The organism is Microbacterium sp. sgz311019, from assembly GCF_056135325.1.
Genome location: NZ_JBWAXO010000010.1, coordinates 126710 through 142233, shown reverse-complemented (window position 1 = coordinate 142233; position 15524 = coordinate 126710). Strand labels below are relative to the sequence as shown.

General features: G+C 70.3%; 15 protein-coding genes. 4 read left to right on the top strand and 11 right to left on the bottom strand.

Annotation, left to right across the window (positions count from 1 at the left end; genetic code table 11):
- Nucleotides 1-16: 16 nt before the first annotated feature.
- The 6 genes from argC to AC0NZN_RS15945 form a co-directional block, all read right to left on the bottom strand.
- Nucleotides 17-1063, bottom strand: a complete 1047-nt coding sequence (argC, locus tag AC0NZN_RS15970; protein ID WP_474593306.1) for an N-acetyl-gamma-glutamyl-phosphate reductase — start codon at nt 1061-1063, stop codon at nt 17-19.
- Nucleotides 1064-1287: 224 nt separating this feature from the next.
- Nucleotides 1288-2043 (bottom strand): dienelactone hydrolase family protein, encoded by a 756-nt coding sequence (locus tag AC0NZN_RS15965; RefSeq protein WP_474593305.1) that lies wholly within the window; start codon nt 2041-2043, stop codon nt 1288-1290.
- 41 nt (nt 2044-2084) lie between these two features.
- Nucleotides 2085-4589 carry a phenylalanine--tRNA ligase subunit beta gene (gene pheT / locus AC0NZN_RS15960; RefSeq protein WP_474593304.1) on the bottom strand — a complete coding sequence of 835 codons (2505 nt, stop codon included), beginning with the start codon at nt 4587-4589 and terminating at the stop codon, nt 2085-2087.
- The gene (gene pheS, locus AC0NZN_RS15955; RefSeq protein WP_474593303.1) at nt 4589-5629 is read right to left on the bottom strand and encodes a phenylalanine--tRNA ligase subunit alpha; all 1041 of its coding nucleotides are present in this window, start codon (nt 5627-5629) and stop codon (nt 4589-4591) included. Before pheS ends, pheT begins: the two co-directional genes overlap by 1 nt.
- 86 nt (nt 5630-5715) lie before the next feature.
- Nucleotides 5716-6408, bottom strand: a complete 693-nt coding sequence (locus AC0NZN_RS15950) for a response regulator (RefSeq protein ID WP_474593302.1) — start codon at nt 6406-6408, stop codon at nt 5716-5718.
- Nucleotides 6405-8006 (bottom strand): sensor histidine kinase, encoded by a 1602-nt coding sequence (locus AC0NZN_RS15945; protein WP_474593301.1) that lies wholly within the window; start codon nt 8004-8006, stop codon nt 6405-6407. The genes AC0NZN_RS15950 and AC0NZN_RS15945 overlap by 4 nt, the downstream gene beginning before the upstream one ends.
- 184 nt (nt 8007-8190) lie before the next feature.
- Here AC0NZN_RS15945 and AC0NZN_RS15940 point away from each other — a divergent pair, with 184 nt between their 5' ends.
- From AC0NZN_RS15940 to AC0NZN_RS15930, 3 genes are all read left to right on the top strand, one after another.
- Nucleotides 8191-9039, top strand: a complete 849-nt coding sequence (locus AC0NZN_RS15940) for an ABC transporter ATP-binding protein (RefSeq protein ID WP_474593300.1) — start codon at nt 8191-8193, stop codon at nt 9037-9039.
- The gene (locus AC0NZN_RS15935; protein ID WP_474593299.1) at nt 9036-9977 is read left to right on the top strand and encodes an ABC transporter permease; all 942 of its coding nucleotides are present in this window, start codon (nt 9036-9038) and stop codon (nt 9975-9977) included. Before AC0NZN_RS15940 ends, AC0NZN_RS15935 begins: the two co-directional genes overlap by 4 nt.
- Nucleotides 9978-10049: 72 nt before the next feature.
- Nucleotides 10050-11138 (top strand): ABC transporter substrate-binding protein, encoded by a 1089-nt coding sequence (locus AC0NZN_RS15930; protein ID WP_474593298.1) that lies wholly within the window; start codon nt 10050-10052, stop codon nt 11136-11138.
- A gap of 54 nt (nt 11139-11192) precedes the next feature.
- On the opposite strand, the gene AC0NZN_RS15925 is transcribed toward AC0NZN_RS15930, so the two are convergent.
- From AC0NZN_RS15925 to AC0NZN_RS15915, 3 genes are all read right to left on the bottom strand, one after another.
- Entirely contained in the window at nt 11193-11993 is an 801-nt protein-coding gene (locus AC0NZN_RS15925) for a TrmH family RNA methyltransferase (protein WP_474593297.1), read from the bottom strand.
- Between the two features lie 68 nt (nt 11994-12061).
- On the bottom strand, nt 12062-12724 hold the full coding sequence (locus AC0NZN_RS15920) for a response regulator (RefSeq protein ID WP_474593296.1): 663 nt from the start codon (nt 12722-12724) through the stop codon (nt 12062-12064).
- Entirely contained in the window at nt 12721-13875 is a 1155-nt protein-coding gene (locus tag AC0NZN_RS15915; RefSeq protein WP_474593295.1) for a sensor histidine kinase, read from the bottom strand. The genes AC0NZN_RS15920 and AC0NZN_RS15915 overlap by 4 nt, the downstream gene beginning before the upstream one ends.
- 225 nt (nt 13876-14100) lie before the next feature.
- On the opposite strand from AC0NZN_RS15915, the gene AC0NZN_RS15910 reads away from it, so the two are divergent.
- Complete coding sequence (locus AC0NZN_RS15910) at nt 14101-14787, top strand: hypothetical protein (RefSeq protein ID WP_474593294.1); 687 nt, start codon at nt 14101-14103, stop codon at nt 14785-14787.
- 68 nt (nt 14788-14855) lie between these two features.
- Here the strand turns inward: AC0NZN_RS15910 and rplT are convergent, their stop codons facing one another.
- Nucleotides 14856-15236, bottom strand: coding sequence for a 50S ribosomal protein L20 (gene rplT, locus AC0NZN_RS15905; RefSeq protein WP_320943758.1), 381 nt, complete (start codon nt 15234-15236; stop codon nt 14856-14858).
- Nucleotides 15237-15266: 30 nt separating this feature from the next.
- Nucleotides 15267-15461, bottom strand: coding sequence for a 50S ribosomal protein L35 (gene rpmI, locus AC0NZN_RS15900; protein ID WP_474593293.1), 195 nt, complete (start codon nt 15459-15461; stop codon nt 15267-15269).
- Nucleotides 15462-15524: the final 63 nt, after the last annotated feature.

Here is a 15524-nt window from a genome sequence, read left to right as displayed (position 1 = left end):
TGGGTGAGGGCGGCGCTCACGGCGCCACTCCGTTGACGGTGAGGGCCCGGCCCTCCGGGAGGCCGAGCGCGATGTTCATGGACTGCACAGCGGCACCCGCGGTGCCCTTGACGAGGTTGTCGACCGCCGTGACGACCGTCACCCGGTTCGCCTCCCGATCGATGTGGAGGCCCATGAGCGCCGTGTTGGCGCCCAGGACGTCCGCCGTACGCGGGTAGCTCCCCGCGGGGAGCACGTGCACGAAGGTCTCGCCGCCGTACGCCTGCTCCCACGCATCCCGGATCTGCTCGTCGGTCACGCCCGGTGCGATCGGCGCGGAGCTCGTGGCGAGGATGCCGCGCGCCATCGGCACGATGACCGGGGTGAACGAGATCCGCACAGCGCCGGCAGCGCCGGCGGCGACGAGCGCCTGCCGGATCTCGGGGATGTGCCGGTGCACGCCGCCAACCGCGTAGGGGTTCGCCGTGCCGAGAATCTCGCTGCCGAGCAGATGCGTCTTCAGACTCCTGCCCGCGCCGCTGGGGCCGACCGCCAGGACGCTGACGATGTCGCCCGGGTCGATGACCCCCGCCGCGACGCCCGGCGCGAGGCTGAGGCTCACGGTCGAGGCGTTGCATCCGGGCGCGGCGATGCGCGACGCCGACACCAGCTGCGCGCGCTGCGTTCCCCCGCCGACCGGCAGCTCGGGGACGCCGTACGCCCAGGGCTCGTGGAAGTCGCCGCCGTAGAACCGGTCCCAGGCCGCCGACGAGGTCAGTCGGTGGTCGGCACCCGCGTCGATGACGAGCGGGGTGTCGCCGAGCGCATCCGTGTACTGGCCGGACTGGCCGTGCGGCAGCGCGAGGAAGACGATGTCGTGACCGGCGAGGATCTCCGGCGTCGTCTGCTGCAGCGTGAGGTGCGCGAGCGAGCGCAGGTGCGGCTGGTGGTCGATGAGCTGCTGGCCCGCATTGGAATGCGCGGTGACGGTGCTGATCTCGACATCGGGGTGAGCGGCCAGGATGCGGAGGATCTCGCCGCCCGCGTAGCCGGAGGCGCCGGAGACGGCAACCGAGTAGGGCATGAATCAACCTTAGAGTCTGGGTACGGGCCCTTCGACGGGCTCAGGAGGCGACGGCGACGCCCACCCATGACCCCGACGGGCCGCGCGCAGGGTCGCCTAGAGTCGGCGCCCGCCCAGACGTCGGCGCGCGGGAGCGACGCTCGTGACGAGCGTCGAGAGTCCCTGGGTTGCCGAGGCCATGCCGCGACCATACCGGCAGGTCTGCGGCATCCGCAAATCCGGTGTCACACGGTGTCGGACTCGAGCCGATCCGCCAGGAAGACGAGCGTGCGCTGCCATGCGTCGGCGGCTTCGCCCGCACGGTAGCGGGATCCGGTGTCGTTGAAGAACGCGTGCCCGGCCTCCGGATAGACGACCGTCTCGAAGTCGACGCCGGCCGCCGTCATCCGCTCCCGCACGTCGGGCAGGGCGTCGATGAGCGCCGGATCGTGCTGCCCGTACAGCGCGAGGACGGCGGCGGAGATGTCGGGGATGCGGTTCGGGCTCGGCGCGGTCCCATAGAACGGGACGGCGGCGCCGATGCGGTCGTCCGACGCCGCGAGCAGATACGCATACGTGCCGCCGAAGCAGAAGCCGACGGCGCCGATGCGCCCGGTCACTCCGGGCTGGGTCTCGAGCCAGTCGACCACCGCGCGCAGGGCGCCGACGGCCCAACCCGCGTAGTCGGGTGAGCGCATCTCGCTCATCGCCTCGCGCATGCGCGGCTGCGCCTCCAGGCGCACGTTCTCATCCGGGTCGTTCATGAGAGCGAACAGCTCGGCGCCGAGCGCGGGCCCGACACCGGCGTGGCTGAGGATGTCGGGAGCTGCGACGAGGTAGCCCTGGGCGGCGAAACGATCGGCGACATCCCGGATGTGATCGACCAGTCCCCAGATCTCGTGGATGAGCACGAGGCCCGCCCTCGGGACGCCCTCGGGGCGGGCGACGTACACGTCGAACTCACTGCCGTCGGGCGCGCGCAGCGCCATCGTCTCGCTCATGTCATCACGCTACGCCCGCCGGAGGGCGTCGACACCCGTCGTCAGTCGCGGAGCTTCGCGTGGAAGCGACTCTCGGCCTCGGCCACACCGGAGAGCTTCGCATCCGTCGCCTCGGCCGCCGTGAGAGTGCGGTCGGCGGCGCGGAAGCGGAGCGCGAACGTCAGGCTCTTGGCGTCGTCGGGGATGCCGGCGCCGCGGTAGTCGTCGACGACATGAAGCGACTCGAGCAGCGCACCGGCACCCTTGACGAGTGCGGCGGCGACATCCGCCGCGGGCACGTCGGCCGGCACGACGAGCGACACGTCCTGCGTCGCCGCGGGGAAGCCCGACAGGGAGGCTGCGACGACCCGCTCGCCCGCGAGCGACAGCACGAGGTCGAGGTTCAGCTCGGCGACGACCACGCGTCCGTGGAGATCGGCGGCCTCGGAGACGGCAGGCAGCAGCTCCCCGACGTAGCCGACCTCAGTGGCGCCGACGCTCAGCACGCCGGTGCGACCCGGGTGCAGGGCGGCACGCCGGGACTGGGCGACCTCGATCGTGACGCCCGCCGCCGACGCGATCGTGCGCACGGCGTCGAGGGCATCGGAGAGGTCGGCGGCGATCGGCGCCTGTCCGGGCTGCTTGGCGACGCGGTTGCCCGCGAACAGGACGGCGACGTGCCGCGGCTGCGGCGGCAGCGAGGCGTCGAGCTGCGCGAGGGTCTCGTCATCCGGCCGCACCGCGAGAGGCGGGACGGTCTCGGTGCCGTACTCGACGCCCGGCTCCGGCAGGAAGACGGTGCCGGTCTCGAACAGGGCGACGTCGGTGAAGCCGCGCGACACATTGCGGTGGGCGACCTGGAGGAGACCGGGCAGGAGGGAGCGGCGGAGGTACGGGGCCTGGGCGTCCAGCGCGTTCGCGAGCTTGACGCTCGGCACGTGCTCGCCGGAGGCGGAGCCGTGCAGGTCGTTCTGCTCCTGGGTCGTGAACGGGAACGAGGGCGTCTCGACCAGCCCCGCTGCCGCGAGGGCGTTGGCGACACGACGGCGGCCCTTCTGCGCCGCCGTGAGGCCGCGGCCCGAGGGCGGGGTCGGCAGGATCGACGGGATGCGGTCGTACCCCTCGATGCGGCCGACCTCCTCGGCGAGGGTCCACTTGTCGGTGAGGTCGGGGCGCCACGTGGGCGGGATGACGTGCCAGCCCTGCGCGTCGGCGGCGGCGACTTCGCATCCGATCAGCCGCAGCGCGGCCTCGATCTCGCCGGCGGTGTAGTCGACGCCGATGAGCCCCTGGACGAAGTCCGGAGGCAGCACGATGCCCGGGACGAGCACCTCGGCGAACAACGCCCCGCCGAACTCCTCGTCGCTCGTGCCGCCGGCGTACTCGACCATGAGGTCGGCCACGCGGCGCGCGGCGACGAACGGCATGAGCGGGTCGACGCCGCGCTCGAACCGGCGGGACGCCTCGCTGGGCAGCTTGTGCCGGCGCGCGGTCCGGGCGATCGAGACGGTGTCGAAGGCCGCGGCCTCCACGAGCACGTTGCGCGTCGTGTCGCTCATCTCGGTGGTGCCGCCGCCCATGACACCGGCGAGTCCGATCGGGCCGGAGTCATCGGTGATGAGGAGGTCCTCGGGATCGAGGGTGCGGACCTTCCCGTCGAGCGTCTCGATCGTCTCCCCGGGCGCAGCGCGGCGGACCGTGATGCCACCCTGCAGCTTGTCGAGGTCGTAGCCGTGGATCGGCTGGCCGAGCTCGATCATCACGTAGTTGGTGATGTCGATCAGGATGCCGAGCGAGCGGATTCCGGCGAGCGTCAGGCGCGCCACCATCCACGCCGGCGTGGGCTTGGCGGGGTCGACGTCGCGCACCACACGCGCCACGAACTCGGATGCGCCGACCCGGCCGCGGATGGGCGCGTCGTCGACGACGGCGATCGGGAAGCCGGCGCCCGGGACGAGCTCCTCCCACAGGCGCTCGGCCGGATCGCGGAAGGCCGCGCCGGTGGAGTGCGAGTACTCGCGGGCGACGCCGCGGATCGACAGCGCGTAGCCCCGGTCGGGCGTCACGTTGATGTCGACGGCGACGTCGTCGAGGCCGAGGAGGGCGATCGCGTCGGTGCCGACGGGTGCGTCGATGCCGAGCTGCGCGAGCCGCAGGATGCCGTCGTGCTCCTCGCCGAGGCCGAGCTCGCGCGCCGAGGCGATCATGCCGTCGGACACGTGGCCGTACGTCTTGCGTGCGGCGATGGGGAACGGCCCGGGCAGCACGGCGCCCGGGAGCGACACCACGACCTTGTCGCCCTCGAAGAAGTTGCGCGCACCGCACACGATGCCGCGGGGCTCCGACTCCCCGACGTCCACCTGGCACCAGCGGATGGTCTTGCCGTTGGACTGCGGCTCCTCAACGAACTCGAGCACCTGTCCGACGACGATCGGACCGGACAGCTCGAAGCGGTGGACGTCCTCCTCCTCGAATCCGACGCGCACGAGCGCCGCGAGGACGTCCTCGGGGGTCGTCTCCGCCGGGACCTCGACGAACTCACGCAGCCACGAAAGCGGGACGCGCATCACACCACCATCCCGAACTGCTCGCTGAATCGGACATCGCCCTCGGCCATGTCGCGCATGTCCTGCACATCCGAGCGGAACATGACCGCCCGCTCGACGCCCATCCCGAACGCGAACCCGGAGTACACTTCGGGGTCGATCCCCGCGGCGCGCAGCACGTTGGGGTTGATCATCCCGCAGCCGCCCCACTCGATCCAGCGCGCGCCGCCCTTGAAGGTCGGGTGCCACAGATCGAGCTCGGCGGAGGGCTCGGTGAAGGGGAAGAAGTTCGTGCGGAAGCGCGTCTTCGCCTCCGCGCCGAAAAGCTGGCGGGCGACGTGGTCGAGCGTCCCCTTGAGGTTCGCCATCGTGATCCCCTTGTCCACGACGAGACCCTCGAACTGGGTGAAGACGGGCAGGTGCGTGGCGTCGAACTCGTCGGTGCGGTACACGCGACCGGGGCACAGGACGTACACCGGCAGCTCGCGCTCGAGCATCGAGCGCACCTGCACGGGGCTCGTGTGCGTGCGCAGCACGAGGTGGCGCGTGACGGGGTCGACGTAGAACGTGTCCTGCTCCTGGCGAGCGGGGTGGTCGGCGTCGAAGTTCAGGGCGTCGAAGTTGAACCACTCGTGCTCGAGCTCGGGTCCTTCGGCGATCTCCCATCCCATGCCGACGAAGATGTCGGAGATCTCCTCCTGGAGGAGCGACACGGGATGCCGCGCCCCGACCCGCGCGTGCTGGGCCAGCGCCGTGATGTCCACGCGCTCGGCCTCGAGCCGCGCGGCCGTCTCGGCCTCGGCGAGCTCGACCTCGCGAGCCGCGAGCGCCTGGCTCACCCGGCCGCGGGCCTGGCCGACGAGCTTGCCGAACTCGGCCTTGTGCTCGGGGGCGACGTCGCGCAGGCTCGCGTTCAGTCGCGCGAGCGGCGAGCCCTCCGCGGAGTGCGCGCTGCGGGCGGCCTTCAGCTCGGCGGTGTCGGATGCCGCGGCGATCGCCGCGAGCGCGGCATCGACGGCTTCGGCGACCGTTTCTGGGGTGATCTGAGGTGCGTCGGACACGAGAACCGAGTCTACCGGGGGCGGTGCGACTGCCTCGGCGGGCCCCACTCCTGAGGAAGGCCACAGGAGCCCCTCAGGAGCGGCCCTCAGGAGCGCAGCGAGTAGCGGTGCTCCGGGCGTCCGGTCGACCCGTAGCGGAGGTCCAGTCGGACGAGCCCGGACTGCTCCAGCTGGGCGAGATACCGCTGGGCGGTGGCCCGGCTGATACCGACGGCCGAGGCGACTTCGACCGCCGACATCGGCCCGGTCGTGGCGACGACTTCGTAGACGAGGCGCAGGGTGGGCGCGAGACGGGAGGTGTCGACCGAGACGGGCGCAGGAGTGGATGCGCCGCCCCTCAGCAGCCCGAAGATCCGGTTCACGTCGGCCTGCGTCGCCTCGTCCGGCATCCGGCCCCACTGGGCGTGCGCCTCACGGAACCCGTTCAGTCGCTCGGCGAGGTCGGCGAAGCCGAACGGCTTCATGAGGTAGTGGACGGCCCCGAGCTGCACCGCGGTGCGGAGGGACGCCGCATCCCTCGCCGCCGACACGACGATCACGGCCGGCGCATCCGCGCGCGCGAGCAGGGTGCGCGTGACGTCGAGGCCGTCCCCGTCGGGCAGATAGATGTCCATGAGGACGAGATCCGGATGCAGTCGCGCCGACTCGGCGAGCGCCTCGGCGGCGGTGTGCGCCTCGCCGACCACACGGAAGCCCGGGACCCGCCCGACGAACCCAGCGTGGACGCTCGCGACGTGGTAGTCGTCGTCGACGACGAGGACCGTGATGTCGTCGCTCACGTCGTCACCGCAGCCGACTCGTCCGCGCGCGGGATGACCACGCGGAAGACGGCGCCCTCGTCGTTGTCGACGCTGACGGTGCCCCCCGCCTTGACCACGGCGTCGTGGACGAGCGCGAGCCCGAGACCGCTGTGCCGCACGAGCGAGCCCCGCTTGGTCGTGTAGCCGTTGCGGAAGATATGCGCGATCTCTCCCGGCGGAACTCCCGGGCCGTTGTCCGAGACGGTCACGACGACGTCCTCCGCCGTCTCCACGGCCGACACCGTCACGCGCCTCGGCGCGGGAGCCCCGGCGAGGGCGTCGAAGGCGTTGTCGACGAGGTTGCCGATGACGGTGGTGAGCAGCCGCAGGCGCTCGGGCGCCTCGCTGATCGAGGTCTCCGGCGCGATCACGAGCTCGATCCCCCGCTCGCTCGCCTCCGCGGCCTTGCCCAGGAGGAGTCCCACGATGTGCGGGGCGCGGATGCGGGTGCGCAGCGTCTGGTCGAGGTCGGCCGAGAGCCCGCGCAGCTCGGTGAGGTACTCGAGCGCCTCGTCCGGGCGATCGAGCTCGAGCAGCCCCGCGAGCGCGTGCATGCGGTTGGAGAACTCGTGCTGCTGCGCCCGGAGGGAGTCGGTGAGGCTGCGCTCTCCGTCGAGCTCGCGCGTGAGGCCCTCGATGTCGGTACGGTCGCGCAGGGTCACCACGACCCCGTGCGAGGCGCCGGCAAGGGTGACCGGCATCCGGTTCACGACCAGCCAGCGGTCGTCCGTCAGCACGATCTCGTCCTTCCCGCTGCGCTGATCGGTGAGCGCGTCCCGGAGCGGACCGGGAGGGATGACCTCCTCCAGCCGTTTTCCGGTGCCCGGCGCGACGCCGAGCAGTCGCTGGGCCTCGTCGTTCATGACGGTGATGCGCCCGTCCGGCCCGATGCCGACGACGCCCTCGCGGATGCCGTGCAGCGTCGCCTCGCGCTCCTGCAGCAGCTGCGCGATCTCGTCGAGCTCGAGGCCGAACGTCCGGCGCTTCATCCGACGTGCCAGCAGCCACGACGCGAGGGCGCCTATACCCAGCGCCAGGAGGAACCAGGCCGCGTAGGACGGCAACTCGGCGAGCAGTTCGCTGGACACCGTGTCTTCGAGAATCCCGACCGACACCTCGCCGGCCATCGTCGTGCCGTCCGGCGCGTACAGCGGAACACGCGCGTTCGCGGTGTCGCCCGTCGAGCCGTGGTCGACACGCAGATGCACCAGGCCGTCCGTCGTGACGATCGGCTCACTCACCTTGTGTCCGATCAGGGCGGGGTTGGGGTGGGAATGCCGGACGCGATCCATGTCGATCACGACGACATAGCGGGCGCCGGTGGACCTCGTCGTCGCGGTGGCGAAGTCCTGGATCGCGCGATCGCAGCCGGGTGCGGGATGTGCCATGCATGCCTGGATCTCGGGAACCACGGCGACCGTCTGCCCGATGACGGCGGCGCGTGCTTGGAAGTCCTCGTCGATCTGCGCCCGGGCAGTCGCCGTGAACAGCACGAATCCGAGCGCGAGCGACGCGGTCAGGATGACCAGCTGGGCCAGGAAGATCTGCGTCGAGATCTTCCGCATGCTTCGTCGCATGGACACCGATTCTCCCACCCGTCGCCGACCGGACCGAACCCCGGAGCCATCTCAACGCTGAGCAGAACGCGCAGAAGGCATGCAAAAGGGCACAACGCACGGATGGCGCACAAGCGCGACACCCAGGGGGCGGCCCGCGCACGATGAGATCGCTCCACCACACGGACAGAGAGGTCTGAACATCATGGGCGACGCGCTCACCGCCGACGCGCCCCCGTCTCCCGCCGCGGACACCTCCGCGCGGATCGAGATCGTGGGACTCACCAAACGCTTCCTCACGCCGAACGGCGAGCCGTTCACGGCCATTAAGGACGTGACGCTGACTGTCGAACCCGGGCAGTTCTGCGCGATCGTCGGCCCGACCGGCTGCGGCAAGTCGACGACGCTGGGGCAGGTCTCCGGCTTGGAGCGGCCGAGCGCCGGCACCGTGCGTGTCGGCGGGCAGACGGTGGAGGGGATCACCGCGGGCGTCAGCTACATGTTCCAGGCCGACTCGCTCTTCCCCTGGAAGACCGTGCTCGCCAACGTGATGATGGGCCCGCTGCTCACCGGAACCCCCAAGCGCGAGGCGATCGACCTCGCCCGGGACTGGCTGCGCCGGGTCGGCCTCAACGGATTCGAGGACCGCTACCCCCACCAGCTCTCGGGCGGCATGCGCAAGCGCGTCGCGATGGCGGCCGCACTCATCAACAACCCGCGCATCCTGCTCATGGACGAGCCGTTCGGCGCCCTCGACGTGCAGACGAAGTCGATCATGCAGGGCGAGCTGCTGCAGCTGTGGGAGCAGCTGCGCCCCTCGGTGCTGTTCATCACGCACGACCTCGACGAGGCCGTCGCGCTCTCCGACCGGGTGGCCGTCATGACCTCCAGCCCCGGTTCGATCAAGAAGGTCTTCGACATCGACCTGCCGCGGCCGCGCGGCAACGTGCAGGACATCCGTCACGAGCGGCGTTTCCTCGAACTGCAGGGCGAGATCTGGCAGTCGCTGCGTGACGAAGTCACGCGCGCCTACGAAAGGACGGTCGCGGCATGACCAGCTATCTCTCGACCACGCCACAGGCGGATGTCTACGGCGGGCAGCTCTACAGCTCCAGCGAGGCGCAGGCGGTCCTGCCGCCCGAGTCCGAGCACGAACTCCAGGCGAAGGGGCGGCGTCAGCGTGCGCGACACATCGCGCTGGTCTGGGTCGGACGCATCATGCTCCTGGTCGTCGTCCTCGGCGGCTGGCAGCTGCTGACCTCGCTCCCCGACAAGAAGCACGCGATCGTCGACTCGTTCTTCTTCGGACAGCCGACGGCCATCTGGGACAGCCTGGTGCACCTGTTCACGGTCGGCACCGCGTTCGGATCCATCTGGGAGAACCTGTGGGTCACCATCCAGGAGGCTCTCCTCGGATTCGCGCTGGGAACCGCCCTGGGCGTGGTCTTCGGCATCCTCCTGGGGAGCAACCGCTACCTCGCGGAGGTCGGCGGACCGTACATCAAGATCCTCAACGCGATCCCGCGCATCGTCCTCGGCTCGATCTTCATCGTGGCGTTCGGCCTCGGGATGCCGGCGAAGATCTACCTCGCCGCCGTGCTGGTCTTCTTCGCGGTCTTCTTCAACGCCTTCCAGGGCGTGCGGGAGGTCGACCCGAACCTCGTCGCCAACGTGCGGGTGCTCGGCGCCTCGCCGCTGCAGATCGCGCGGCACGTCACCATCCCGTCCGCGATGACCTGGATCGTGGCGAGCCTGCACACCGCGTTCGGCTTCGCGATCATCGGCGCCCTCGTCGCCGAGGTCCTCGGCGCCCAGAAAGGCATCGGACTGATCATCAGCCAGGCGCAGGGCAGCTTCGACCCCAACACGGTCTTCGCGTGCATGGTCATCATCGCCGTGTTCACCCTCGTGGCCGAGTACCTCATCTCGCTGTTCGAAGGCGCGGTGCTCAAGTGGCGGCCGCCGAACCGCAGCGAAGCCGCATCCATCTGACCCTCCCCTCACCCGAGCAACGTCTCACCCCCAAGAAACGCCGAGTGTCCTCGGCACAGCGAAAGGAAACCCATGAACAAGCGCATCGCGAGCGTCGCGGTGGTCGGAGCACTGGCGCTCGGCCTCGCCGCCTGCAGCAGCGGCACCACGACCGGCGCAGCCGCCGGCGGATCGTCGACGCCGATGCCGACCGTGAGGATCATGGTCGGCGGCATCGACAAGCAGATCTACCTGCCGTACAAGCTGGCCGACCAGCTCGGCTTCTACAAGAAGTACGGCGTCAACGTCGAGCTCTCGACCGAACAGAACGGCGGCGTCGGAGCCGAGGACGCCATGGTCTCCGGCACCGTCGATTTCGCCGGCGCGTGGTACAACCACACGATCGACCTCCAGTCGAAGGGCAAGGACATCACCAACGTCGTCCAGCTCTCCGGCGCCCCCGGCGAGCGGCTGATGTGCACGCCGAGCAGCGGCGTGAAGACCGCGGCCGACATCAAGGGCAAGAAGATGGGCGTCACGGATCTCGGCTCGGGCACCGACACCCTCACCCAGTTCGTCGCGCACCAGGCCGGGCTCACCCAGAAGGACTACACGACAGTCGCCGTGCACGCCGGTGCGACCGCGATCGCTGCGATCAAGCAGGGGGCCGTCGACTGCGTCATGACGACCCAGCCCACCGTCACGGCTCTGACCAGCCAGAACCTGGCGACAACGGCGTTCGACTTCGCGTCGACCGCAGGCGCGCAGAAGGCCGTCGGCGGCGCGTGGCCCGCAGCGGGCCTCATCGGCCACGCCGAGTGGATCAATGCCCACAAGGACGCGACACAGCGGGTCGTCGACGCGCTCGTGGCGACGATGCACTGGATCCACGACCACTCGGCCGCGGAGATCGCCGACAAGCTGCCCAGCGAGTACGTCCAGAACGCGACGATCTCGAAGGCCGACTACATCTCCGGCCTGACGACCGACAAGGGCCAGTTCCTCCCCGACGGCATCATGCCGGCCGGTGGCCCCGCCACCATCGCGGCCATGTACAAGGCGCTCGGCAAGGACGTGTCGATGGTGAAGCTGTCCGACACCTTCTCGCAGAAGTGGGCTGAGAACGCCAACAAGCTCGAGGGCACGTCGATCACGACGAAGGAAGCGGGAGCGAACGGCTGACCCGAACAGCCGTCCGAGGGCCGCGCATCTTCGGATGCGCGGCCTTTCCGTGCGTCACGAACGCTGCGCGAAAGCCGACTCGTACAGGCAGACGCTGGCCGCCGTGGCGAGATTGAGCGACTCGGCGCGGCCGAAGATCGGCAGCCGCAGCGCGGTGTCGGCGAGAGCCAGAGCCTCGTCGGTCAGGCCCCGCGCCTCATTGCCGAACAGCCACGCGGTGGGCTCGGCCAGCAGGCCCTTCGCCCGTGCCTCGAGCAGGTCGTCGCCCTTCACGTCCGCCGCGATCACCCGCAGCCCGGCGCCGCGGGCGCGGCCGGCGATATCGGCGAGGTCGCCGCCCACCGTGATGGGGATGTGGAACAGCGAGCCCGTGGTCGAGCGGACCACCTTCGGGTTGTACGGGTCGACCGTGCGGCCGGTCAGCACGACGGCGTCGGCGCCCGCCGCATCCGCAGCACGGATGATGGTGCCGAGATTGCCCGGGTCGCGCACCTCCTCGCAGATGGCGATGAGGCGCGGGCGTTCGGCGAAGACATCACGGACAGATGCCGGGAACTGCCGCGCGACCGCGACGACGCCCTGGGGTGTGACCGTATCGGCCATCGCGTCGAGCACCGCCTCAGTGGCGTAGACGACCTCGTGTCCGACTCCGGCGGCGCCGCTGCGCAGATCGGGATGCCGCTCCATCGCGGTCGGCGTCGCGAACAGGTCGACGATCGCCTCGGGCCTGGTTGCGAGCGCCTCACGGACCGCCTGCGGACCCTCGAGGAGGAACATCCCGGTCTCGTCGCGCGCACTGCGCTTCGTCAGCTTGGCGACGGCGCGCACACGCGGCGACCGCGGATTCTCCAGCACGCCTCAAGTCTAGGGTCGCGGCATCCTCCGACGTGCTCTGCGCGTTCCTGCGGCAACCGGGACCGGGATCAGCCGGCGAGGCCGTGCTCGTACGCGTAGATGACGGCCTGCACGCGGTCGCGCAGACCCAGCTTCGTGAGCACGCGCCCGACGTGCGTCTTCACGGTGGTCTCCGAGACCACCAGCTCGTCGGCGATCTCCGCGTTCGTCAAGCCCCGGGCGAGGAGCGGGAGGATATCGCGCTCGCGGTTGGTGAGGAGGCTGTAGCCGGCGTCACCAGGACCGCTTTCGGCGCGCGGACGCCGCAGGAAGGAGGTGATCATCCGTCGTGTGACGCTCGGCGCGAGAAGCGATTCGCCGGCGTGGACCGACCGGATCCCCGCCACGAGCACCTCGGGCTGCACATCCTTGAGGAGGAATCCGCTGGCGCCGGCCTGCAGCGCGTCGAACACGTACTCGTCCATGTCGAACGTCGTCAGCATGAGAACCTTGGTGCTCTCCCCCACCGCCGGATCGGCGACGATGTCCCGAGTGGCGTCGATCCCGTCCATCCCCGGCATCCGCACGTCCATGAGCACGATGTCCGGCCGGAGTTCACGTGCGACCGCGACGGCTTCGCGACCGTCGGCAGCCTCGCCGACCACCTCCAGATCCGGCTCGATCTCGAGGATCATTCGGAAGCCGCGGCGCACCAGCGTCTGGTCATCCGCGATCAGGACGCCGATCGTCATGTCGCTCCGTCCACGGGTGTCAGGCCTGCACGCGGCGGGAAGCGCGCGACGAGTTCGAAGCCGCCACCCTCCGCGGCCCCGGCGAAGAGTCGTCCGCCATACAGCGTGACGCGCTCGCGCATCCCCAGAAGTCCGTGCCCCGGCTCGGCGTCGCCCTCGACGGCCTGCCCGTCGTCGCGGACCGTGATGGCGAGGCCGTCGGCATCCGAGACCTCGACGCGCACATGGTGCGGGTCCACCGAATGCCGCAGAGCGTTCGTCAGCCCCTCCTGGATCACCCGGTACGCGGTGAGGTCGAGGCCCGCCGGCAGCTCCCCGTTCAGACCGGTCGTGCGGTACTCGACCGGGAGCCCGGCATCGCGGAACTTGGCGATCAGCGTGTCGACCTGCTCGAGGCCGGGCGTCGGCTGGCGCCCGACGTGGTCATCGTCCTGACGCAGCATGCCCACCATGCGCCGCATCTCGCCGAGCGCCTCGCGGCCGACAGCCTCGACTGTCTCGAGCGCCTGCCGCTCGGCCTCCTGGTCGACGCGAAGGCGGCGACGCACGGCCGACGCCTGCACGGTCATGACGCTGACGCTGTGCCCGATGACGTCGTGAAGCTCGCGCGCAATGCGGTTGCGCTCCTCGGCGACAGCCCGCGCCTCCGATTCGCTGCGCGCCGCACGTCGCTGCGCCGCGGCCAGCACCTGGCTGCGTACAAGCGCTCCCACGAGCCACGCGACGACCCAGGGCGACGCCCACACGAGGTGCGCAAGCCGCATCAGAGGTGTCGTGACCACCGGATCGAACAGATCCCACGCCAACCAGATCACCCCGACCATGACAAGTCCCCACCACGACCGGCGGCGGTCGACGTAGCGCGCCGCGGAGTACGCGGCGATGGCGGTCGGGGCCGCGATGCCGAGCCCTTCGGGCGCGCCGTAGATCGCGAACTCCAGGGCGCTGACACCGGCGATCACCGCCATGCAGGTGATCGGGGCGATGCGACGGATGACGAGGACGAGGCCCGTGACGACGTACAGCGCCGCCTCGGCCCACGCGGGTCCCTGACGATGGGTCGCGTTCACGCCCCAGACGGCCTCGGCGACGCCCAGCGCCGCGACGCCGACCGCGATCGCGATGTCGAAGATCCAGCTGCGGCGTGTCACGGCCCCCACAGTAGATCCGGCCGAGGCGCCCGCGCATCCTCCGTGGGGAGGACTCGCGATCGTCTCCCGGGACGACGCCCATAGCGCGTCCGGATGCCGCCGGACGTTCCGTGGTGATACAGGAGGGGAGAAGAAGATCGTTCCCCGTCACGACGACTGGGATGGGGCGTCGCTCCTAGCGTTCCGATGAGAGGCCCACAGGGGGCTGGGAACGAAGGAGAAGTCATGTCGAACACATCCATCTCGCACGCCGCGCCGGCGGCGCGCGCCGCATCCATCCCCCGATATGCGGGGGTGGGCGTCCTCGTCTACGCCGTCACCACCGCCGCCGGACTCATGTTCACCGGATCGCCCGGGGGCGACTACCGGATCGGCGACGTCACGTCGTACGTCGCACCGGGCCATCAGGCGACGGCCCTCGTCCTCTGGTACATCGCCGGCCTCGGGGTCCTGGCGCTGGTCGTCTTCGGCGCCGCGCTGCGCAAGCTTCCTGGCCTGGGTAACCCGCTTTCGGCACTCGCGACGATCGGTGCAGCACTGGGCGTCACCGGCGCGTGGCTGGCAGGAGGAGTCGATGTCGCGATGGCCGAAGGGGGAAGCGCCATCCGGTCGGGCGTCCCTGCGCCGGTGGTCTACGTCCTCACCGAGATCGGGCACGCCCTTGCCATGTGCGGGCCGGCGATGTGCGTGGGGATCATCGGCATCGTCCTCGCCGTCCGCCGTCACGTGCCGATGTGGCTCGGCGTGTTCTCGGTGATCGGCGGGATCTGCGGCATCCTCGCGCCCTTCTACTTCACCTACTTCGTCTACCTGCTGTGGTCGCTCGTGTTCGGGGTCGCCCTCCTCGCAGCGCGGACCGGACGCCGCGAGGCCGGGGCCGTTCTGGGGAAGCCCGCGGCATCCATCGTGTGACGCCCCGGGAACGACGAAGGGGCGTCCTCCGCGGAAGAACCGCAGGAGGACGCCCCTTCGATGGATGCTTACGCCTTGGGGGCGTTGACGTCCGAGGGCAGCGCCTTCTTGGCGACCTCGACGAGCGAGGCGAAGGCCTTCGGCTCGTTCACGGCCAGCTCGGCGAGCATGCGACGGTCGACCTGCACGCCCGCAAGGCCCAGGCCCTGGATGAAGCGGTTGTACGTGATGCCGTTCGCGCGGCTCGCGGCGTTGATGCGCTGGATCCACAGGCGGCGGAAGTCGCCCTTGCGCTTGCGGCGGTCGCGGTACGCGTAGACGAGCGAGTGGGTGACCTGCTCCTTCGCCTTCCGGTACAGGCGCGAACGCTGGCCACGGTAACCCGAGGCGCGCTCGAGGATGACGCGACGCTTCTTGTGGGCGTTGACGGCCCGCTTGACTCTAGCCATTTCGTTTCGTTCCTAACCTTTGCGGGCCGCTCAGCGACCGAGAAGCTTCTTGGCGACCTTCGCGTCGCCCGGTGCCAGGACCTGCTCCTGCGAGAGGCGGCGGGTGCGGCGGCTGGGCTTGCCCTCGAAGTTGTGGCGAAGGTTCGCCTGCTGCTTCATGAGCTTCCCGGTGCCGGTGACCTTGAAGCGCTTCTTGGCGCCGGAGTGCGTCTTCTGCTTCGGCATTGTCGTTCCTTCGGTGGTGGGGCCCCAGAGGGCCTTCGTGGTGTTTCCCGCCGAGCGGGAGTC